Below are 20,876 nucleotides of genomic sequence, written 5' to 3' on the forward strand. Positions count from 1 at the left end.
GCGGGGGCAATGTCAGAGCTGACCCTCACGGTCATGCGGCTGGGTTTCCTGGCCGTTCTGTGGCTGTTCGTGATCGTGGCCGTGCAGGTCATCCGCAGCGACCTGTTCGGAACGCGTGTCACACAGCGCGGATCGCGACGGGACGCCAACAGGCAGCAGTCGGCCGCGCGCCAGGCCGCGCCACCGCCGCAACGCCAGCAGGCCGCGGCGCCCAGCGGCGGCAGCCGCCAGCGTCGCGGTGCCCCCACCAAGCTCGTCGTCTCGGAGGGCACCCTCACGGGCACGACGGTCGCCTTGCAGGGGCAGACCATCTCGCTGGGCCGCGCGCACGACAGCACCATCGTGCTGGACGACGACTACGCGTCCAGCCGCCATGCCAGGATCTACCCGGACCGGGACGGCCAGTGGATCGTCGAGGACCTCGGCTCCACCAACGGCACGTATCTCGACCGGAACCGATTGACGACCCCCACACCGATTCCGCTGGGCGCGCCGATCCGCATCGGCAAGACCGTCATCGAGCTGCGGAAGTAGTACGACAATGAGCGAGCGGAGCGAGCACGCAGCGGCGGTCCACGCCTTGGACGCCCGCGCGCTCCCGACCGGAGGGTGGGCACCGTGCGGATGTACCCGGAGCCGACGGGCGAGGTGCGCATGAGTCTGTCACTGCGCTTCGCCGCCGGATCGCACAAAGGCATGATCCGCGAGGGGAACGAGGACTCCGGCTACGCCGGTCCCCGTCTGCTCGCGATCGCCGACGGGATGGGCGGCCAGGCCGCCGGTGAGGTCGCCAGCTCCGAGGTGATCTCCACGATCGTCGCGCTCGACGACGACGTGCCCGGCTCCGACATCCTCACCTCGCTCGGCACCGCCGTGCAGCGGGCCAACGACCAGCTGCGGATGATGGTCGAGGAGGATCCCCAGCTGGAAGGCATGGGGACGACCCTCACGGCCCTCCTGTGGACCGGTCAGCGGCTCGGTCTGGTGCACGTCGGCGACTCCCGCGCGTACCTGCTGCGGGACGGCGTACTGACGCAGATCACGCAGGACCACACCTGGGTGCAGCGCCTCGTCGACGAGGGACGCATCACCGAGGAAGAGGCCACCACGCACCCGCAGAGGTCGCTCCTCATGCGCGCGCTGGGCAGCGGCGACCACGTCGAGCCGGACCTCTCCATCCGTGAAGTCCGCGCCGGCGACCGCTACTTGATCTGCTCCGACGGACTTTCCGGGGTCGTCTCCCATCAGACGATGGAAGACACCCTCGCCAGCTACCAGGGCCCGCAGGAGACCGTGCAGCAGCTCATCGAGCTCGCGCTGCGCGGCGGCGGCCCGGACAACATCACGGTCATCATCGCCGACGTCCTCGACATCGACGGGGGCGACACCCTCGCCGCACAGCTCTCCGACACCCCGGTCGTCGTGGGCGCGGTCGCCGAGAACCAGCATCAGCACCAGATGCACGACAACGACGCGATGCAGACGCCCGCAGGGCGCGCCTCCAGCCTCGGCCGGCCCGTGCCCGGACAGGGCGGCGGCGAGTTCGGTCCGCCCGGCAGCGGCGACACCACGGGTTACGTGGACACGAGCGGCTTCGGCGGCTACTCCGACGAGGACTTCGTCAAGCCGCGCACCGGCCGCAAGTGGCTGAAGAGATCCTTCTACATCGTGCTCGCGCTCGCCGTCGTCGGCGGCGGCCTCTACGGCGGCTACCGCTGGACGCAGACGCAGTACTACGTCGGCACCAAGGACGAGCACGTCGCGCTGTACCAGGGCATCAGCCAGGACCTGGCCTGGGTCTCGCTCTCGAAGGTGGAGAAGGACCACCCCGAGATCGAACTCAAGTACCTGCCGCCGTACATGCAGGAGCAGGTCAAGGCGACCATCGCCGAAGGCGGCCTGAGCGACGCCAAGTCGAAGATCGACGAGCTCGCCCTGCAGGCCTCCGCATGCAAGAAGGACTCCGAGCGCCGCGCCGCCGAAGCCGAGAACAACGCCAAGACCGGTGAGGGCGAGGCCGGCGGGACCACGGGAACCACAAAGACCTCCCTGACGTCCAAGGCCACACCGACGCCGACCCCCTCGGCGTCCTCGTCCACGTCCACGACCGCACCCACTCCCACACCCGGCCCCAGCCTCTCCGACGAAGAGCAGAAGCTGGTCTCGCTGTGCGGTAAGCAGTAAGCAGCCGTGAGGGGCCCTGTCACACCATGAGCAGCAGTACGAACTCGCCGACGCACCACACCTCCACCATCGGCTCGATCGGCACACCTAGCCGACGCAACACCGAGCTGGCGCTGCTGGCGTTCGCCGTCGTCATCCCGGTGTTCGCCTACGCCAACGTAGGCCTCGCCATCAACGACTCGGTGCCGCCCGGCCTGCTGAGCTACGGCCTCGGCCTCGGCCTCCTCGCGGGCGTCGGCCACCTCGTCGTACGCAAGTTCGCGCCGTACGCGGACCCACTGCTGCTGCCGCTGGCGACGCTCCTGAACGGCATCGGCCTGGTCGTCATCTGGCGCCTGGATCAGTCGAAGCGGCTCCAGGCGAGCGACTCCTTCGTCCAGGCGGCCCCTCGCCAACTGCTGTACTCCGCGATGGGCGTCGCCCTGTTCGTGGCTGTACTGATCTTCCTCAAGGACCACCGCGTCCTGCAGCGCTACACCTACATCTCCATGTTCGGCGCGCTGGTCCTGCTGGTCCTTCCGCTGGTCCCGGGGCTCGGCGAGGACATCTACGGCGCCAAGATCTGGATCTCGGTCGCCGGATTCAGTATCCAGCCGGGTGAGTTCGCGAAGATCATCCTGGCGATCTTCTTCGCCGGTTACCTCATGGTGAAGAGAGACGCCCTGGCCCTGGCCAGCCGCCGCGTCATGGGTCTCTACCTGCCACGCGGACGGGACCTCGGCCCGATCCTGGTCGTCTGGGTGATCTCGATCCTGATCCTGGTCTTCGAGACCGACCTCGGTACGTCGCTGCTGTTCTTCGGAATGTTCATCGTCATGCTGTACGTCGCCACCGAGCGGACCAGTTGGATCGTCTTCGGTCTGCTGATGTCGGCGGCCGGCGCGGTAGGCGTGGCTTCCTTCGAGACACACGTCCAGCAGCGCGTCCAGGCCTGGCTCGACCCCATGCGCGAGTACACCCTCAGCCAGGATGGCGTGTTCGGGCACACCGAGCAGTCCATGCAGGCCCTGTGGGCCTTCGGCTCCGGCGGCACCCTCGGCACCGGACTCGGCCAGGGCAATTCCGACCTCATCGGCTTCGCCGCCAACTCCGACTTCATCCTCGCCACCTTCGGCGAGGAACTGGGCCTGGCCGGAGTCATGGCGATCCTGGTGCTCTACGGCCTGATCGTGGAGCGCGGCGTACGCACCTCCCTCGCCGCCCGCGACCCGTTCGGCAAGCTCCTCGCCGTGGGCCTCTCCGGCGCCTTCGCCCTCCAGGTCTTCGTCGTCGCCGGCGGCGTCATGGGCCTGATCCCGCTGACCGGTATGACGATGCCCTTCCTGGCATCCGGAGGATCCTCCGTCATCGCCAACTGGGCCCTCATCGGCATCCTGATCAGAATCAGCGACACCGCCCGCCGCCCGGCACCGGCCCCCGCTCCGAACCCCGACGCCGAAATGACCCAGGTGGTCCGCCCGTGAACAAGCCCCTTCGCCGGATCGCGATCTTCTGCGGCCTCCTGGTCCTCGCCCTGCTCATCCGCGACAACTGGATCCAGTACGTCCAGGCGGACACTCTGAGGTCCGACCCGAAGAACCGCCGCGTCGCGATCGAGCGTTACGCCACCCCGCGCGGCAACATCATCGTCGACGGAAACCCGATCACCGGATCCGCCAAGACCAGCGGCGACAGCTACAACGACTTCGAGTACAAGCGCACCTACAAGGACGGCGCCATGTGGGCGCCCGTCACCGGGTACGCCTCCCAGGCCTTCGGCGCCACCCAGCTGGAGTCCATCGAGGACGGCATCCTCACCGGCAACGACGACCGGCTCTTCTTCCGCAACACCCTCGACATGATCACCGGCGAGTCGAAGCAGGGCGGCAACGTCGTCACCACCCTCAACGCCGCCGCGCAGAAGGCCGCGTACGACGGTCTCCTCAAGCAGGGCAAGGGCGCCGTCGCCGCGATCAACCCGGAGACCGGCGCGATCCTGGCCCTCGCCTCCACCCCCTCGTACGACCCCTCCACGTTCGCCGGGAACTCGACGAGCGTCGACGGCAAGGCCTGGACGGCGCTCCAGAAGAAGAACGACGCCAACGACCCGATGCTCAACCGGGCGCTGCGCGAGGTCTACCCGCCGGGATCCACCTTCAAGGTGGTGACCGCGGCCGCGGCCCTGGAGAACGGCCTGTACACGTCCGCGGACCAGAAGACCGACTCCCCGCTGCCGTACACCCTGCCGGACACCACGACCGAGCTGAAGAACGAGGGGAACATCCCCTGCAAGGACGCGACTCTGCGCGAAGCGCTCCGCGTCTCCTGCAACACCGTCTTCGGCAAGATCGGTGCCGACCTCGGCAAGGACAAGATGCTGGCGGAGGCCGAGAAGTTCGGCTTCAACTCCGAGCAGTTCACGCCGGTCCGCTCCAGCGCCTCGGTCTTCCCCGAGAAGATGGACAAGCCGCAGACCGCGCTCAGCTCGATCGGCCAGTTCGAGACCGCCACGACCCCGCTGCAGATGGCCATGGTGGCCTCGGCCGTCGCCAACAACGGCACGCTCATGAAGCCGTACATGGTCGACAAGCTGCAGGCTCCGGGCCTCGACGTCATCGAGCAGACCGAGCCCGAGAAGATGAGCGAGCCGCTGTCCTCGGAGAACGCCGGGATCCTGCAGTCGATGATGGAGACGGTCGTCAAGGACGGCACCGGCAAGAACGCTCAGATCAACGAGGACGGCGTCACGGTCGGCGGCAAGACCGGCACCGCCCAGCACGGCGTCGACAACAGCGAGAACCCGTACGCGTGGTTCATCTCGTATGCCAAGCTCAGCGACGGCAGCACACCGGTCGCCATCGCCGTGGTGGTCGAGGACGAGAGCGCCAATCGTGACGACATCTCTGGTGGCGGCCTCGCGGCCCCCATCGCGAAGAGTGTGATGCAGGCAGTCATCAACAGCAACAAGTGACCCCCGTCACGTCTCCTTCACATCGGTGCACGTTGGGATACCGGTCCTGTATCGGGTGACGATAGTGGCCAGGTCACAGAAGGCGAGCCGGGTACGGTATGCCCGGACAGCACACCGCCCGACCACACAACGGCGGTCGGGACCGACGGAGAGGGCTGGTAGGTAGCTATGGAAGAGCCGCGTCGCCTCGGCGGCCGGTACGAGCTGGGCCAAGTGCTCGGCCGTGGTGGCATGGCGGAGGTCTACCTCGCGCATGACACCCGGCTCGGGCGCCAGGTGGCGGTGAAGACGCTGCGAGCCGACCTCGCGCGCGACCCGTCGTTCCAGGCCCGGTTCCGCCGGGAGGCCCAGTCGGCCGCCTCGCTCAACCATCCCGCGATCGTCGCCGTGTACGACACGGGTGAGGACTACATCGACGGCACGTCCATCCCGTACATCGTGATGGAGTACGTCGACGGGTCCACGCTGCGCGAGCTGCTGCACTCGGGGCGCAGGCTGCTGCCCGAGCGCACCCTGGAGATGACCATCGGGATCCTCCAGGCCCTGGAGTACTCCCACCGCGCCGGCATCGTCCACCGTGACATCAAGCCCGCCAACGTCATGCTCACGCGCAACGGCCAGGTCAAGGTCATGGACTTCGGCATCGCCCGCGCCATGGGCGACTCCGGCATGACGATGACGCAGACGTCCGCCGTCATAGGCACGGCGCAGTACCTCTCGCCGGAGCAGGCGAAGGGCGAGCAGGTCGACGCGCGCTCCGACCTGTACTCGACGGGCTGCCTGCTCTACGAGCTGCTGACCGTCCGCCCGCCGTTCATCGGCGACTCCCCGGTCGCGGTCGCCTACCAGCACGTACGCGAGGAACCGCAGCCCCCGAGCGTCTTCGACCCCGAGCTCACGCCCGAGATGGACGCGATCGTGCTGCGGGCGCTCGTCAAGGACCCGGACTACCGCTACCAGTCCGCCGACGAGATGCGCGCCGACATCGAGGCCTGCCTCGACGGCCAGCCCGTCGCCGCCACCGCGGCCATGGGCTCCGTGGGTTACGGCGGCTACGGCGCCGACCAGCCCACCACGGCCCTGCGCTCCGCGGACGCCGGCGCCACCTCCATGCTTCCCCCGATGAACCCGGACGACGGCAGCTACGGCTACGACGACCGCCCCGACCGCCGCCGCCAGAAGAAGTCGAACACCTCGACGATCCTGCTGGTCCTTGCGGGAGTCCTCGTCCTGGTCGGCGCGATCCTGATCGGCAAGTACGTGTTCCCCGGGGACAACGCGGCCGACACGAACGTGAAGGTGCCCGCCCTCGTCGGCGAGACCAAAGCGGACGCCACGAAGCTGTTGACCAACAGCGACCTCGTGGTGGGAACAGTCACGGAGCAGGCCTGCGAGGACCAGCCCAAGGGCAACATCTGCTCGCAGGACCCGGTCGCCGATACCAAGGTCGACAAGAGCAGCACCGTCAATCTGGTGGTGTCGACGGGGGCGCCGAAGGTCACGGTTCCGGACGTCACGGGCCTCACCTTCGACAAGGCGGAGTCCCAGCTCACCGACAAGGGCTTCAAGGTCGAGAAGAAGGAAGAGGAGTCCGACCGGCCGGCGGGCGTCGTGACGGCTCAGGACCCCAAGGGCGACACGGAGCAGGAAAAGGGAACGACGATCACCCTGACCGTGGCCATCGAGAAGAAGAAGTCCACGGTCCCGGACGTCACAGGCAAGAGCTGTGACGAGGCCAAGCAACAGATGACGACCAACAACCTGGTCGGCACGTGCGTCGAGGTGGAGACCGACGACGGCAACCTGGTCAACAAGGTCATCCAGACGGTCCCGGCAGCCAACGCGCAGGCCGACCCCGGATCCAACGTGCAGATCCAGATCGGCAAGGCCAAGACCCAGACCGCCGTGCCGAGCGTGGTCACCCAGACCGTGCAGCAGGCGAAGCAGACGCTTCAGGCGGCCGGCTTCAACGACATCGAGTTCGCCGACGGCAGCGACGAGAGCGACAACGCGATCGTCACCGCTCAGGACCCGGTCGCGAACACCCCGGTCGACGATCCCGACAACACGACGGTCACGCTCACGACCGTCAGCGTCAACGGCAACAACGGCGGCAACAACGGCGGCTTCTTCGGCGGCTCCACCGGATAGGTGGCCCGCCCGGAGAACTGACACCGCCCGGTACGACGACTGAGTCCCGGCCACCTGTAGAGGGTGGCCGGGACTCAGTCGTCTGGGTCTTCATGCGTCTTCATGCGTCTTCTTGCGTCGTCATGCGTCGTCTGCGTTTGTGCAGAGAAGAGCTCGCGTCTAGCGCAGTTCCTTCGGCGGCGTCCGGTCGCTGTCGACCTTGTCCACCCGCTCCAGCTCGCCCCACACCACGTACCGGTATCGCGACGTGTACACCGGCGTGCAGGTCGTCAGCGTGATGTAGTGGCCCGGCTTCGTCTTGCCGGACTGCTTGGGGACGGACTGGAGGACCTTGACGTTGTACTTCGAGGTCTCCGGGAGGATGGCGTAGACCTTGTAGACGTACCAGTTGTCCTTGGTCTCGTAGACGATCGAGTCGCCCTTTTTGAGCTTGTCGATGTTGTGGAACTTGGCGCCGTGGCCGTCGCGGTGGGCGGCGAGCGTGAAGTTGCCGTTCTTGTCGCTCGTCGGCAGGGGGGACTTGACGGGGTCCGTGTAGTAGCCGGCGACGCCGTCGTTGAGCACCTTGGACGACGTGCCCTTCTCGACCAGGACCTCGCCGTTCTTCATCGCCGGGACGTGCAGGAAGCCGACGCCGTTCTTGGTGTCCAGGGCGCCCGGACCCGTGTCCGCCGCCTCCCAGTTGTCGCGGACCTTGTCGCCCTGCTTGTCCGCCGCGCGGTCCGCGACCACGTTCGTCCACCACAGGGAGTAGACGACGAACAGGCCCAGCACCAGACCCGTGGTGATGAGGAGTTCACCGAAGACGCTGACCGCCATCGCCAGGCGGCCGGAGCCGCGCCGTCGCGGTGCGGGCGCCGGTTCCTCGACGTCCGTGCGCTCGTCGTGGTCGGTCCTCGCTGCCACTGTGCATCTGCCCCGTCTGGTCTGTCTCGGGTTGTCCCATGTGCTTCTACCGAGTGCTTCTGAGTACTGCCGCCGGCCGCTCTTACTGGACGAGCGCTTCCGGCTTTCCCTCGCTGCGCGGCCGGTCCTCGACCATCTTGCCCCACACGATCATCCGGTACTTGCTGGTGAATTCCGGCGTGCAGGTGGTGAGTGTGATGTAGCGGCCCGGCCCGGTGAAACCCGAGCCCTTCGGCACCGGGTCGATCACGGCCGTGTTGCTCGGGCTCGTCACCGGCAGGATCGACGTCATCTTGTAGACGAAGTAGTCGTCCTGCGTCTCGACGACGATCTCGTCGCCCGGCTCGAGCTTGTTGATGTACCGGAACGGCTCCCCGTGCGTGTTCCGGTGCCCCGCGAGCGCGAAGTTGCCCGTCTTGGCGTCCGGCATCGCCGTCTTCAGGCTGCCCTCGGCGTAGTGGCCGACCATTCCGCGGTCGAGCACCTTCGACTTGCTCGTGCCCTCGGCGATCGGCGTGACGACGTCCAGCTTCGGAATGTGCAGGATGGCGAAGCCCTGCCCCGGCTCGAACGTCCCCGGGTTCCCCTTGCCGGTCGCCCAGTCCTGCTGGAGGTTGTTCGCGGCGCTGTCCGCCTGCTGGTGCGCCCGAACGTTCGACCACCACAGCTGGTAGGTCACGAACAGCAGCATCAGGACGCCGGTGGTGATGAACACCTCACCGATCATCCGGCTCACGATGACAGCCGCGCCGGGCTTCCGCGCCCGCTCCGCCCGTCGGGCCTCCATACGCGTCAGAGGGGCCTCAGCGGCCCTCTCCGCCGACTCCAGGGTCTCCTGGGACTCGGGGGACTCCAGGGGCTCCTGAGGGCCTCCGTGCCGCCCGTGGCGCCGGGCAGCCTTGCGCCGGGCGGCGCGGCCTCCGGGCGCGGGCACGGCGGCGCTTCCGGCAGTGGTCCCGGCAGTGGTTCCTGCTATTCGGGGCGGGACCGGAATCGACTCCGGAACCCGCAGCGCCACCGTCTCGTCGTCCAACGGCGCGGGCGTCGCGCGCGGTTGCTCGTACGGCATGGGGCCCGGACCCCGGTACGGCGGGGCGACCGGCTCGACGTACGGCGCGGCGACCGGTTCCTCGTACGCAGGCTGCCGGGGCCGCGTCGGCTCGGGGGCCGCGTACCACTCGTGCGCGTACCCCTCCGGGTCGTACCACTCCTGCTGCTGAGGAGTCCCCGGCACAGGGGCGGGCTGCTGCGGAGAGGTCTGCTGCAGAGGGGTCTGCTGCAGAGGGGCGGGCTGCTGCGGAGGAATCCGCTGCTGACCGGTCGCCGGCTGCTGACCGGTGGCCTGCTGCCGCTGCCCCGGCAACGGATCCGTCAGCGGGTCGGCCAGTTGCTCGACCGCCGCTTCAAAGGCTTGCGCGCCCGCAATCGCTTCCGCGCTCGCGAGTGCCTCGGCGCCCTCGAACGCTTCGGCGCCCCCGTACGCGGCCTCGCCGCCGTAGGAGGAGCTCTCGCGCTCGGGGCGCAGCGCGGTCACGCCGTGGCCCTGCCCACCACCGGGGCGAGCCCCGCCGACCTCGCCACGGCCCCCTGGTCGCCGCACGCCACCAGCCAGTTGGCGAGCATGCGGTGCCCGTGCTCGGTCAGCACCGACTCGGGGTGGAACTGCACGCCCTCGACCGGGAGTTCACGGTGCCGCAGCCCCATGATGATCCCGTCGTGGGTACGGGCCGTGACCTCCAGCTCGGCCGGCACGGTCTCCGGCTCGGCCGCGAGCGAGTGGTAGCGGGTCGCCGTGAAGGGAGACGGAAGGCCCGCGAAGACGCCCTGTCCCTCGTGTTCCACGAGCGAGGTCTTGCCGTGCAGCAGTTCGGGCGCACGGTCCACCACACCGCCGTACGCCACCTGCATCGACTGCATGCCGAGGCAGACGCCGAAGACCGGGACGCCGGTCGCGGCACAGTGCCGGACCATCTCGATGCAGACCCCGGCCTGCTCGGGAGCGCCCGGGCCAGGTGACAGGAGCACTCCATCGAAGCCGTCCTGGGCGTGCGCGGTCGACACCTCGTCGTTGCGCAGGACCTCGCACTCGGCGCCCAGCTGATACAGGTACTGGACCAGGTTGAAGACGAAGCTGTCGTAGTTGTCGACGACGAGAATCCGCGCGCTCACTGGTTGTCCACCGTCACATCGTTGAAGGGAAGCAGCGGTTCGGCCCAGGGGAAGACGTACTGGAACAGCACGTAGACCACTGCGAGGGTCAGCACGAGTGAGATCAGTGCCCTCACCCACGCGTTCCCCGGCAGATGCCGCCAGATCCAGCCGTACATGCCGTCCCTTCCGTCGCCGTACCGCACCAGACTAACGGCGCAGCGCCGCCGGTTTCCCAGCCTCCACAGGCTGTGTGGAATCCAGATGCGCCCAGACGATCAGCCGATGACTGTGCCCCCACTCCGGGTCGCACGTGGTCAGCGTGAGATAGCGGCCCGAACGCGTGTACCCGGACTTACGCGGCACAGGATCGATCACCTCAATGTCGGCGGGCAGCGTTTTGTACGGGCCTTTGTCGATCCGATACGTGAACCAGGTCGTCCCGTCCGTCAGCACCACCGCGTCACCCTTGCGGAGCTCGGGAAAGTCCTTGAAGGGGTCGCCGTACGTACGGCGGTGGCCGGCGACGGAGAAGTTCCCCGTCTGCCCGAGCTGGGCCGTGCCCCTGTAGTGGCCCAGCCCCTTCTTGAGGACATCGGTGCCGGTGCCTTCGAGCACGGGCTTGTTCCACGTGAAACCAAGCCGCGGGATGTACATCACGGCGAAGGGCTTGTCATACGTGTACGAGGCCGGCGGCTCCGGAGCCGCGTCGGGGCTCTCTCCGGGACCCGGCGAGCTGGAGCTCTGTGGCGCGGCCGGCGGATTCACGCTCCCCTTCGACCACTGCTCCTGGAGCTGGTCGATCTGCCGGTCCATCGCGCTGTCGGCCTTCACGCCCGTCCAGAACAGCACATAGACCACGAAGAGCACGATCACGGTACCGACGGTGATGCACAGTTCACTGATCGTCCTGACGACCACTCGCACCGACACAGGGTCCCCCAGCGGCAGCAACTAATCAGGCACTACTCCGAGCCTCTTCGGGCTACTCCACAGGCTTGGCGTAGTGGAGATCCACTGTGCCCGAGTAGCCGGGAAGAGTCACCGCCCCGTCCTCGTCGACTTTCCAGCCGAGCCCGTAGACGTTGACGTACACCATGTAGTTCTGGATCGCCGGGGAGGCGGCGAGCGCCTCCTGGAGCTTGTCCGGGTCACCGATCGCGGTGATCTTGTACGGAGGCGAGTAGACGCGGCCCTGGAGGATCAGGGTGTTGCCGACGCAGCGGACGGCGCTCGTGGAGATCAGCCGCTGATCCATCACCCTGATGCCCTGGGCACCGCCCTGCCACATGGCGTTCACGACCGCCTGGAGGTCCTGCTGGTGGATGACCAGGTAGTCGGGCTGCGGCTCGGGGTAGCCGGGCAGCTTGGCCGTCGCGTTCGGCGGGGCGTCGTTGAGCGTGACCGTGACGGCCTCGCCCTTCAGCTTCTGGGTGCCCGCGTTCTTCTCCAGCGCCGCGAGCTTGGCGTCCTCGGCCGCCGTACTCCCGTCCTCCCGCCCGGCCAGGGTGTCGACGTCGTCACGCAGGACGCCGTTGGACTCGTCCAGCAGTCCGTTCTTGTGGCTGCGCTCCTGGATCAGGTCGGAGAGCTTCAGCAGCGAGGCGTCCGTGCGGATGTTGGTGCCCTTGGCCGTATTGAAACTAGTGAAAAAAATGAGGCCAGCGAGGGCGAAGACCGCTGCGGTGAGTACGCGAACGGGCCGGAAACGGCGCTTACCGGCAGGACTGGAACCTGTCCCGGGGGAGTCGGCAGAATTGCTCAACGTACCCTTATCTCCTTCGGCGCCGCGGAAGCACTACGCTAACGGACGCCCGGGGGAGCGCTCAGTGTCCCCTTGTACGCTGCCCCGGAGCCCGCCCAAGTTCCCTGCGCGGCCACGCAGCGCATCGACAGGAGAGACCCTCGTGCCGAAGTCACGTATCCGCAAGAAGGCCGACTACACGCCGCCCGCGGCGAAGCAGGCAACCAACATCAAGCTGACCAGCCGCAGCTGGGTCGCACCGGTCATGCTGGCCATGTTCCTCATCGGCCTGGCCTGGATCGTCGTCTTCTACGTCACGGACGGTTCGCTGCCCGTCGACGCGCTCGACAACTGGAACATCGTGGTCGGCTTCGGCTTCATCGCCGCGGGCTTCGGCGTCTCCACGCAGTGGAAGTAGCACTGCCGGAGGCAGCTCTGCCCAGGGCTATCCCCTGAGTTATCCACAGTCGCTGTTCGGTTGTCCACAGCAGGTGGAAAAAGAACGACGATCTGTGGATAACTCATCCAGTGTTGACGCCGGTGTGACTGACCTACCGGTATCCGGAAGCATGTTCGCCCCCTGTCCGACCTGGGAAAACCCAGGTGAGCGACAGGGGGCACATCTGTTCCCGCACAATATGCACAAGATCCGCCACGGTCTGTGGACAACACCGGCTTCTCAGGTGAGCTGAACGGTCCTCACCAGCGTGGTAACCACAACTGCGACCAGCACCAGGGCAGACACCCCGTACTGGATGAGGGCCCTCCGCTCGCGCGGCGCGTGGACCATGGCGTAGCCGATGACGACACCGGCGACGAGGCCGCCGATGTGTGCCTGCCAGGCGATGTTGCTCCACCCGAAGGTGAAGATCAGGTTGATCACCAGCAGGGCGATGACCGGGCGCATGTCGTAGTTGAGCCGGCGCATGAGGACGGCGGTCGCGCCGAAGAGGCCGAAGATGGCGCCGGAGGCGCCGAGCGACGGCTGGGTCGGGGCGGCGATGAGGTACGTGAGCGCGCTGCCCGCGAGGCCCGAGACGAAGTACAGGGCAAGGTAGCGGGCACGGCCGAGGGCCGCCTCCAGGGGGCCGCCGATCCACCACAGGCTGAGCATGTTGAACATGATGTGGATGTAGCTGCCGTGCAGGAACATCGCCGTCAGCAGCCGGTACCACTGCCCCTCCGCGACGCCCTGCATCTCGCCGGAGAGCCATGCCTGCCCGAACAGGTCGAAGCTGTCGGTGAAGCGGTCGCCGACCGACTGCTGGACCAGAAACGCGGCGAGGTTGATCCCGATCAGGACTTTGGTGACGAGCCGGGGGTCGGCGGCGATCTTGCCGCCCGCGAGAGTACGGGGCTGGGCGGCCGCCGCGGGGTGACCGGTGCCGGAGCCGCTGCGGATGCAGTCGGGGCACTGGAAACCGACGGGGGCGTCGACACTGCACTCGGGGCAGATCGGGCGCTCGCAGCGGGTGCAGCGGATGCCGGTCTCGCGGTCCGGGTGCCGGTAGCAGGTGGGCAGGCTCCGGGCGTCCTGCGGTCCCTGATCCCCCGGGCCCTGTGGGTCCTGGGGGCTGCCTGGCGCCTGGTCCATGGGGGTCCCCTCACTCTGTCGTACGCAATGCACCGCCCCGTCCATCCTTACGGATGAACGGGGCGTTTGGTTCCCTGCGGGAGCGAACGGACTCTGCCGTGCGCACCCGGACGATCCCCCGGGGCTCAGTCCTCGATGCTCAGCCCTCAGGGCTCAGGTCGGGGCTCAGGCCTCGCGGGTCTCGACGACGACCGATTCGATGACGACGTCGTTGACCGGGCGGTCGGTGCGCGGGTTGGTCTTGGCGCCGGCGATGTCGTCGACGACCTTCTGGCTGACCTTGTCGGCAACCTCGCCGAAGATGGTGTGCTTGCGGGTCAGCCACGCCGTCGGGGAGACGGTGATGAAGAACTGCGAGCCGTTGGTGCCGGGGCCGGCGTTGGCCATGGCCAGCAGGTAGGGCTTGTCGAAGGCGAGGTCCGGGTGGAACTCGTCCTCGAACTGGTAGCCGGGGCCGCCGGTGCCGTTGCCCAGCGGGTCACCGCCCTGGATCATGAATCCGCTGATCACCCGGTGGAAGACCGTGCCGTCATAGAGCTTGTCCTTGGACTTGGCCCCCGTCTCCGGGTTGACCCACTCGCGCTCGCCCGTGGCGAGTTCGACGAAGTTCCGGACCGTCTTGGGCGCGTGGTTCGGCAGAAGCCGGATTTCGATGTCGCCGTTGTTGGTCTTCAGGGTGGCGTAAAGCTGCTCAGCCACGATCTGCCTTCCGTTGCCTTCTTTTGACTCTCCGATCCTCGCACGGACCGGCCCACGCGTCGCCCGGCCACCACCTCCGGGCGAGCAACCGCGTGCAGGGCTTGCAGAAATCCGGCCGAGTCCTCTCCGTACCGGGGCGCGTCGCGGCGATCCGTGGCATTGTCGACGACAAGCTCCCGTTGCCCCGTATTAATCCGCTATTGGACTTGATCGACACGTGAGCGGCTCTCGCTCTTAGTTCGCCCGGAGTCTCCGCCCATGACCCGGATGCCCGCCCTCACATGCCACGGCCCCCTCGGACGGGCATGATCCGGATAAGGGTGGAAAGGTGAACTGTGTGTCATTGGGGGTACTCAGAACCCCCGACGTACGCCACCGAGGAGGAGGAAACCCGTGACCCGCATCGACAGCGTGCGCGCCGCGAGCGGCTCGGCGAAGGACAGCGTGCTGCACGCCGCGGAAGTGGTGGCGCCTTACGCCGACACAGCCAAGGACAAGGCCTCGCACTATGCGCACGAGGCGCGTGTACGTCTCGCGCCCAAGGTGTCTCTGGCTGCCGAACAGGCCCGCGTCCAGTACGACGCCCATCTCGCCCCACGCGTTGAGCAGGCTCGTACGCATGTGCCGCCGAAGGTCGACCAGGCAGCTCACGAAGCCGCCGTCCGTACCCGCAAGGCGGCTCGTCAGGCCGCCGACTATTCCAAGCCGAGGATCGAGCAGGCGGTGGCCGCGGCCCAGCCCGTTCGGGAGGAGGCCGCGTCACGTGGTGTGGCGGCACTCGCCGCGCTGCGTGGTCAGGTCTCGCCGAAGGAGATCCAGAAGCTGGTCCGCAAGCAGGAACGGCGGGCGAGGGTCGGCCGTCTCGCCAAGGGTCTGGCCGTCCTGGGCATTCTGGCGGGCGGCGCATTCGCTGCCTGGAAGTGGTGGGACAAGCAGGCCAACCCCGACTGGCTCGTCGAGCCGCCGGCCGCGACGGAGGTGCCCGAGGCGGCTCACCTGACGTCGGTCGACGGCAGCGGCCAGTCCGACCTGGACCCCGAGGTCCAGGCCAAGGAGGCCGAGGAGGAAGCGGCGGAGCGCGACGACCGCCACTGACCTTCCGTCCTGGGTTCGGATTCTGATCTCAACATCGCTGTGGGGCAGGAGACTTGAGGGTCTCCTGCCCCACAGCGATGTTTCACGTGGAACCGGGGCGAGTTTCACATGTGGGCGACGATGTTTCACGTGGAACCGGCGAGCGGGCAGTGCCGTGAGCCCGCGAGCGTCGCGCCGTCGCGCCGTCGCGCCGAGAAGGAGTAATGCGATGAGTGACGAAGGGGGCTTGGTCGTCTGCGGGCAATGAGACCAATGCCCCCGGGCCGCCCCACCCACCCACTCACCCACGCTGCGCCTTGCCATGCAAAAGCCCCTCCGACCTGCGTTTCCGCAGGTCGGAGGGGCTTTCCGGATGTGGAGCCTAGGGGAGTCGAACCCCTGACATCTGCCATGCAAAGACAGCGCTCTACCAACTGAGCTAAGGCCCCGGAAGAGGAGCGTCCGGCCGAAAGTACCCCTTTCGACTGGCGCCGGGGACCAGAGTACCGGGTCACCCCCGGGATCTCGCAAAAAGATTGGGGGTCCCCGTGGACGACCACTCTCCGTAAGATGCTCGACGTGGTTCGCTACAGCGAACCGCGGTATTTGGGGAAGCGATGGGGAGACGCAAATGGACGCCGCACAGCAGGAAGCAACCGCGAGAGCCCGGGAGCTGCAGCGGAACTGGTACGGGGAGCCGTTGGGGGCGCTCTTCCGTAGGCTCATAGACGATCTGGGACTCAACCAGGCGCGTCTTGCCGGGGTGCTGGGCCTGTCCGCGCCCATGTTGTCGCAGCTGATGAGCGGTCAGCGCGCCAAGATCGGCAATCCCGCGGTGGTGCAGCGGGTGCAGCTGTTGCAGGACCTGGCGGGGCAGGTCGTGGACGGCAGCGTCAGCGCCGCGGAGGCAACCGAGCGTATGGACGAGATCAAGAAGTCTCAGGGGGGCTCCGTGCTCAGCAACACCACACAGTCGACGAGCAGTTCGGGTGCGCCCACGGTCAAGCGGGTGGTCCGCGAGATCCAGTCACTGCTGCGCTCGGTGGCAGCCGCGGGGGACATCATCGACGCGGCGGACACTCTCGCCCCGACCCACCCGGAACTGGCAGAGTTCCTCCGGGTGTACGGCGCCGGCCGCACCTCGGACGCGGTCGCGCACTACCAGTCGCACCAGAGCTGAACGGAGGCCCGGCCGCTGCACACTCGGCGCCTGGAGGCTCGCGACGCCTCCGGACACCGCACGTCAGGCAGCCGGGCACCTCATCGAGGTCCACGCGGCCGGGCGCTTCCGCGAAGTACCGGTCGTCCGGCACTTCACAGAGGTCCAGGCGTCCGTGCACGTCGGAAGAGGTCACCGGACCGACCGCCGTAGGGGGGCGACGCACGACCATGGGTGAGGTCTTCGCGGGTCGGTACGAGCTGGTCGACCCGATCGGGCGTGGGGGAGTCGGTGCCGTCTGGCGCGCCTGGGATCATCGGCGGCGCCGGTATGTCGCCGCCAAGGTGCTGCAGCAGAGCGACGCGCACGCGCTGCTGCGCTTCGTGCGGGAGCAGGCGCTCCGGATCGACCATCCGCATGTCCTTGCTCCCGCCAGCTGGGCCGCCGACGACGACAAGGTTCTGTTCACCATGGACCTGGTCGCCGGCGGTTCGCTGGTCCATCTCGTCGCGGACTACGGTCCCCTGCCGCCGTCTTTCGTCTGCACCCTGCTCGACCAGTTGCTGGCCGGGCTCACCGCAGTGCACGCCGAGGGGGTCGTACACCGCGACATCAAGCCCGCCAACATCCTGCTGGAGGCCACCGGCAGAGCCCGGCCACGGCTGCGGCTGTCCGACTTCGGCATCGCGATGCGGCTGGGAGAGCCACGGCTCACGGAGACCAACTACGTGGTGGGGACGCCCGGTTACTTCGCGCCCGAGCAGATGCTGGGCGCCGATCCGGACTTCCCCGCGGATCTGTTCGCTGTAGGTCTCGTCGCCCTGTATCTGTTGGAGGGCGCCAAACCCGATGCCAAGGCCCTGATCGAGTACTTCGCGGCGAACGGCACGCCTGCGGCTCCACGAGGCATTCCCGAGCCGCTGTGGCAGGTCGTGGCCACGTTGGTGCAGCCCGACCCGCAGGCGCGGTTCCGTACCGCCACGGGGGCGCGCAAGGCGCTCGCCTCGGCCGCCGAGCTGCTGCCGGAACCGAGCCCTGACGACGAGCTGGTCGACGTCTTCGACCAACTCGGGCCGCTCCCGGAGGGGTTCGGCCCGGAGGGACCGCTGAGGGCCACACCGGGGGTGCGTGCGGCTGGGATACCGCCCCGGCCACATTCGGCCTCCACAGCGACACAATTCGGCCCAGGGGAGGATCCGCCGGGGGCCAACCCTGCCGCTGGCCTTGCGACTGGCTCCGGCCATGGGTCTGGTACGGGCTCCGGCTCCGAGCCATGGCAGCGCGGCTCGGGCACCCTGTCTCAGGGACCCGTCTCCGGTGCCACATGGCCAGGGTCCGTCACCGAGGGCGTACGGCCCGAGTTCGCCGACGATGACGTACAGCCAGGGTCTGTCCCCAGCAACGTACGACCGAATCCTGATCCCAGTGCTCCCCCCTCGGCCCCCGCACCCCACCCCAGTCCCGACCCCGTCCCCCCACAGCCGTCCGCGATGTCCGAAACCGGAAGTTTCCACCTGCCGCCACCCCATGCGGCCGCCCCTCACACACAGCCGCAGCACCAGGGGCAGCCCCAGCCCCAGCAGGCATGGCACGAGACGCAGCAATACCGCGCCCCCCACCAAATGCCGCACCAGCCTGAGCAGCCGCCCACTCCCCCCACCTCGGTCGCGCTCCCGGCTCCAACTCCCCTCTACGCTCCGCCTTTCGAACCGACCCCCACTCCAACCCCCACGCAAGTGGCCTCCCCCCATCAGCCCGTGTCCCCGTCCGCCGCGATGCCGCAGCACGCGTACGCCTCTACTGGTTCATACACCGCTCGGTCCCCGCAGGTTCCGCATCCGGTGGGAGCAATCGCGGAGCATCGCGCCAGGCGGGCGCGGCCGCGCCCAGGGCCTCCCGCGAAGGTGGCCGTGCCGGTCCTGCTTCTCGCGCTGGCCTGCTTCGCGGTGGGTTTCTGGGCGTTGACCCAGATCTGATCGGAGCGTCCCAAGTCAGCGGCCCCGCAGCCGGTTCCACGGTCCTACGGGTACCGCGGCGCCCCATGCTCCCTCGGAGCCGAAGCCGGAGGAGCCGGAACCGTATCCGCCTCCTCCACCACCGCCGACCCCGCGCCCGCCGCCGTCCCTGCCCGTCGCCGCGCAACGACGGTCCACATCCCGAGCGTCAGCACCAGGACACTCCCCGCGCCGATCCCACCCGCGGCAATCAGTTTCATCGTTCCGCTATCGCTCTCGCCAGCACTACCGCCGCCGGGCCCGCCCGCGCCACCCACCGCGTCCTCGATGTCCCCCGACGGAACGTCGAACGCGTCCCGGGGCTGTGCCTGCCCCGCGTACGCCGGCCCCGTCTGCGCGGTGCCGTCCACGCGCACGCGCAGTGTCAGCCCGAACGGTCCGTCACCGAACTTGTCGGCGACCTGCGAGGCGAGATGGACGACGAGGTAGTACGAGCCGGGGAACCGCATCGCGGTCACGCGGTCGCTGAGGGCGTAGCGGTTGTCGTAGGCGACGGGAGGCAGCGGATCAATCGCGGACGAGCGCTGGCTGCCGTCGTATCCGGAGCCGACGTCGTCGACGAAACCGCGAACGGGGTTGTACAGGGACATGGCCAGGGCCGTGCCCACATAGCCGTTGCCGCTGCTGTTCGAACTGCCCAGTTCGGCGGTGGTGTAGAGCTGTTGTCCCCAGTCGACCGGCACCTTGTAGAAGAGGGTCTGGCCGGGGCTGATCGTGTCCTGCCAGACTCCCTGCTTCAGGGCGGTCGCCTTGGTGAAGCCCGCACCACCCAGTCGGGGCTGCGGTTCTCCCGCAAGGGCGTTGGGCGACGCGGAGTTCCAGGTCTCGGGTGCGGTCGTCGAACCGGCCTTCTTAAGGCTGGGCTCCGACACGAAGCCGAGCTCCAGGTCCCAGTCCCCGGAGGAGGAACCTGTCGTACCACTGCGCTCGACGACCACGTAGTACGTCCCCGCCGTCTGGCAGGCGTAGCGGTCGCCGTCTGTCTCGCGTGAGGCCCAGGCGGCGATCGGGCGGGAGCTCTGAGTGGCACCGAAGTGCGCGGTCTCGGAGAAGGAGCAGTTGCGGCTGTTGCCGTCCTGCACCGACACCTTGACGGCGTCCGCGTAGGAGACCGTCTCGCCCGCCCTGGGGATGGCGGTGGCTGAGACGTACGCGTTGGACGTGGCGTCGAGTTGGAGGCGGTAGTAGAGCTTGCCGTCCCTCGGTATGGAGCTCTTGTACGCCTTTCCCGGGTCCAGGCGTACGGAGTTGGTGGTGTCCGCGGTGCCTTCGACCGGGATGGCGTCCTCGGCGAAGGCGTACGGCTTCGGCGTACCGGCGTTCCCCACCTGTGAACCGGCAGCGGCAGCCTGGCCCGGCAGTGTGACGGTCACGCACATTGCCGCTACGGCAACCGCTACCGCCAGCGCGATCATCGTCGCTGTCGTGGCCGCGAGCGCCCGGCCGTGCATCGACATCGCGCGCCACCGCACCGTGCGCCGCCCCATCACGCGCCACCCCTCGTAGCAGGCCTGTCCCCTATGCCTGTCCCTATACGTATCCGTAGGCATGTCCGTAGCCATGTCTGTAGGCATGTCCATAGGCATGTCCGGGCCGTACGCCCAGCCCCGGTACAGGTATCCGTGGCCCCGGATCGTGGCCCATCCTGCCCCGCCCGGCGCCTCGCTATCCGCGCTATTCGGACGAGCGGCCGAAAGAGCCCTCTCCGTAGCACTCGAATTTGCCAGCGCGATGAATTTATTTGCTCACGTGAAGCGAGGGCTTCCAGAGCAACACAAAACCCCGACCGCGAGGCGGCCGGGGTCTGCTCTGAGACTGCTGTCTCGACTGTTGTCGATACTCACGAACCCGTGGGCACGGAGTCAGTCGCCTCCGTCCACAGATCCTGCTCGGCGCGATCCGCCTGGATCTGGCGGTACACGAGGAGCCCGCCGATGGCGGCCAGTGCGACCAGGAGGAGCTTCTTCACCGCGCGACCTCGTCTTTCCTTGACGTAGGGGACCTCTGGCGCCCGACTATACACACCGACCGATATCGATCGGTGACCTGCGTCGGCGGCCAACTCGCCACCAGGACAGCGCATTAGGGGCGCAGGGAACCGCTCCGATCAAAGGGTGATCGCCTCCCTTCGGAAGGTGACCGCGCCCGCTTCGGCTCCCTCTTCTCCAGATTTCGGGCCTCATACGCCCGTCCGAGTGACTGTTCATCGGAAGATCGACACACGCCGGGCGTGGTCCACCACTTGGCGACCC

19 protein-coding genes and 1 tRNA gene are annotated in these 20,876 nt (G+C 67.9%); 9 read left to right on the forward strand and 11 right to left on the reverse strand.

Annotation, left to right across the window (positions count from 1 at the left end; genetic code table 11):
• Nucleotides 1–9 precede the first annotated feature (9 nt).
• The 5 genes from OG246_RS08755 (at nucleotide 10) to pknB (ending at nucleotide 7,285) form a co-directional block, all read left to right on the forward strand.
• Entirely contained in the window at nucleotides 10–534 is a 525-nt protein-coding gene (locus tag OG246_RS08755; protein WP_266458302.1) for an FHA domain-containing protein, read from the forward strand.
• Nucleotides 535–654: 120 nt separating this feature from the next.
• Nucleotides 655–2,184: a Stp1/IreP family PP2C-type Ser/Thr phosphatase gene (locus OG246_RS08760; protein WP_266458304.1), complete on the forward strand. Its 1,530-nt coding sequence runs from the start codon at nucleotides 655–657 to the stop codon at nucleotides 2,182–2,184.
• Between the two features lie 26 nt (nucleotides 2,185–2,210).
• Nucleotides 2,211–3,647 carry an FtsW/RodA/SpoVE family cell cycle protein gene (locus tag OG246_RS08765; protein ID WP_266458306.1) on the forward strand — a complete coding sequence of 479 codons (1,437 nt, stop codon included), beginning with the start codon at nucleotides 2,211–2,213 and terminating at the stop codon, nucleotides 3,645–3,647.
• Nucleotides 3,644–5,134 (forward strand): penicillin-binding protein 2, encoded by a 1,491-nt coding sequence (locus OG246_RS08770; RefSeq protein WP_266458308.1) that lies wholly within the window; start codon nucleotides 3,644–3,646, stop codon nucleotides 5,132–5,134. Before OG246_RS08765 ends, OG246_RS08770 begins: the two co-directional genes overlap by 4 nt.
• 168 nt (nucleotides 5,135–5,302) lie before the next feature.
• Complete coding sequence (pknB, locus tag OG246_RS08775) at nucleotides 5,303–7,285, forward strand: Stk1 family PASTA domain-containing Ser/Thr kinase (RefSeq protein ID WP_266458310.1); 1,983 nt, start codon at nucleotides 5,303–5,305, stop codon at nucleotides 7,283–7,285.
• Nucleotides 7,286–7,444: 159 nt separating this feature from the next.
• On the opposite strand, the gene OG246_RS08780 is transcribed toward pknB, so the two are convergent.
• From OG246_RS08780 to OG246_RS08805, 6 genes are all read right to left on the reverse strand, one after another.
• The gene (locus OG246_RS08780) at nucleotides 7,445–8,191 is read right to left on the reverse strand and encodes a class E sortase (RefSeq protein WP_266458311.1); all 747 of its coding nucleotides are present in this window, start codon (nucleotides 8,189–8,191) and stop codon (nucleotides 7,445–7,447) included.
• 82 nt (nucleotides 8,192–8,273) lie between these two features.
• Nucleotides 8,274–9,725 (reverse strand): class E sortase, encoded by a 1,452-nt coding sequence (locus OG246_RS08785; RefSeq protein ID WP_266458312.1) that lies wholly within the window; start codon nucleotides 9,723–9,725, stop codon nucleotides 8,274–8,276.
• A complete protein-coding gene (locus OG246_RS08790; protein WP_266458315.1) occupies nucleotides 9,722–10,360 on the reverse strand; it encodes an aminodeoxychorismate/anthranilate synthase component II in 639 nt (212 codons plus the stop codon). Before OG246_RS08790 ends, OG246_RS08785 begins: the two co-directional genes overlap by 4 nt.
• The gene (locus OG246_RS08795; RefSeq protein WP_266458318.1) at nucleotides 10,357–10,518 is read right to left on the reverse strand and encodes a hypothetical protein; all 162 of its coding nucleotides are present in this window, start codon (nucleotides 10,516–10,518) and stop codon (nucleotides 10,357–10,359) included. The genes OG246_RS08790 and OG246_RS08795 overlap by 4 nt, the downstream gene beginning before the upstream one ends.
• Before the next feature lie 31 nt (nucleotides 10,519–10,549).
• A complete protein-coding gene (locus tag OG246_RS08800; RefSeq protein ID WP_266458321.1) occupies nucleotides 10,550–11,266 on the reverse strand; it encodes a class E sortase in 717 nt (238 codons plus the stop codon).
• A gap of 58 nt (nucleotides 11,267–11,324) precedes the next feature.
• Entirely contained in the window at nucleotides 11,325–12,104 is a 780-nt protein-coding gene (locus tag OG246_RS08805; RefSeq protein WP_266458324.1) for a DUF881 domain-containing protein, read from the reverse strand.
• Between the two features lie 142 nt (nucleotides 12,105–12,246).
• Here OG246_RS08805 and crgA point away from each other — a divergent pair, with 142 nt between their 5' ends.
• Complete coding sequence (crgA, locus tag OG246_RS08810) at nucleotides 12,247–12,501, forward strand: cell division protein CrgA (protein WP_266458327.1); 255 nt, start codon at nucleotides 12,247–12,249, stop codon at nucleotides 12,499–12,501.
• A 261-nt stretch (nucleotides 12,502–12,762) separates the two neighbouring features.
• On the opposite strand, the gene OG246_RS08815 is transcribed toward crgA, so the two are convergent.
• Nucleotides 12,763–13,677, reverse strand: coding sequence for a rhomboid family intramembrane serine protease (locus OG246_RS08815; protein WP_266458330.1), 915 nt, complete (start codon nucleotides 13,675–13,677; stop codon nucleotides 12,763–12,765).
• A 165-nt stretch (nucleotides 13,678–13,842) separates the two neighbouring features.
• Entirely contained in the window at nucleotides 13,843–14,376 is a 534-nt protein-coding gene (locus tag OG246_RS08820; protein WP_266458333.1) for a peptidylprolyl isomerase, read from the reverse strand.
• 393 nt (nucleotides 14,377–14,769) lie between these two features.
• Here OG246_RS08820 and OG246_RS08825 point away from each other — a divergent pair, with 393 nt between their 5' ends.
• A complete protein-coding gene (locus OG246_RS08825; RefSeq protein WP_266458335.1) occupies nucleotides 14,770–15,471 on the forward strand; it encodes a DUF5324 family protein in 702 nt (233 codons plus the stop codon).
• A gap of 355 nt (nucleotides 15,472–15,826) precedes the next feature.
• Here the strand turns inward: OG246_RS08825 and OG246_RS08830 are convergent.
• A tRNA-Ala gene (locus OG246_RS08830) sits at nucleotides 15,827–15,899 on the reverse strand.
• Between the two features lie 182 nt (nucleotides 15,900–16,081).
• Here OG246_RS08830 and OG246_RS08835 point away from each other — a divergent pair.
• Complete coding sequence (locus OG246_RS08835) at nucleotides 16,082–16,630, forward strand: DNA-binding protein (protein ID WP_266458338.1); 549 nt, start codon at nucleotides 16,082–16,084, stop codon at nucleotides 16,628–16,630.
• 209 nt (nucleotides 16,631–16,839) lie between these two features.
• Nucleotides 16,840–18,585, forward strand: coding sequence for a serine/threonine-protein kinase (locus OG246_RS08840; protein ID WP_266458341.1), 1,746 nt, complete (start codon nucleotides 16,840–16,842; stop codon nucleotides 18,583–18,585).
• 44 nt (nucleotides 18,586–18,629) lie between these two features.
• On the opposite strand, the gene OG246_RS08845 is transcribed toward OG246_RS08840, so the two are convergent.
• A complete protein-coding gene (locus OG246_RS08845; RefSeq protein WP_266458343.1) occupies nucleotides 18,630–20,111 on the reverse strand; it encodes a hypothetical protein in 1,482 nt (493 codons plus the stop codon).
• Between the two features lie 353 nt (nucleotides 20,112–20,464).
• On the reverse strand, nucleotides 20,465–20,593 hold the full coding sequence (locus OG246_RS08850) for a DLW-39 family protein (protein ID WP_003999697.1): 129 nt from the start codon (nucleotides 20,591–20,593) through the stop codon (nucleotides 20,465–20,467).
• Nucleotides 20,594–20,876 lie beyond the last annotated feature (283 nt).

Origin of the sequence: Streptomyces sp. NBC_00620, from assembly GCF_026341825.1 — a bacterium.
In the GTDB taxonomy this organism is placed as follows: Bacteria; Actinomycetota; Actinomycetes; order Streptomycetales; family Streptomycetaceae; genus Streptomyces.

Coding starts and splice junctions, on each gene's coding strand:
- OG246_RS08755 (WP_266458302.1), top strand. CDS start 10: ATGTCAGAGCTGACCCTCACGGTCATGCGGCTGGGTTTCCTGGCCGTT.
- OG246_RS08760 (WP_266458304.1), top strand. CDS start 655: ATGAGTCTGTCACTGCGCTTCGCCGCCGGATCGCACAAAGGCATGATC.
- OG246_RS08765 (WP_266458306.1), top strand. CDS start 2,211: ATGAGCAGCAGTACGAACTCGCCGACGCACCACACCTCCACCATCGGC.
- pknB (WP_266458310.1), top strand. CDS start 5,303: ATGGAAGAGCCGCGTCGCCTCGGCGGCCGGTACGAGCTGGGCCAAGTG.
- OG246_RS08795 (WP_266458318.1), bottom strand. CDS start 10,518: ATGTACGGCTGGATCTGGCGGCATCTGCCGGGGAACGCGTGGGTGAGG.
- OG246_RS08815 (WP_266458330.1), bottom strand. CDS start 13,677: ATGGACCAGGCGCCAGGCAGCCCCCAGGACCCACAGGGCCCGGGGGAT.
- OG246_RS08835 (WP_266458338.1), top strand. CDS start 16,082: ATGGACGCCGCACAGCAGGAAGCAACCGCGAGAGCCCGGGAGCTGCAG.
- OG246_RS08840 (WP_266458341.1), top strand. CDS start 16,840: ATGGGTGAGGTCTTCGCGGGTCGGTACGAGCTGGTCGACCCGATCGGG.
- OG246_RS08845 (WP_266458343.1), bottom strand. CDS start 20,111: ATGGGGCGGCGCACGGTGCGGTGGCGCGCGATGTCGATGCACGGCCGG.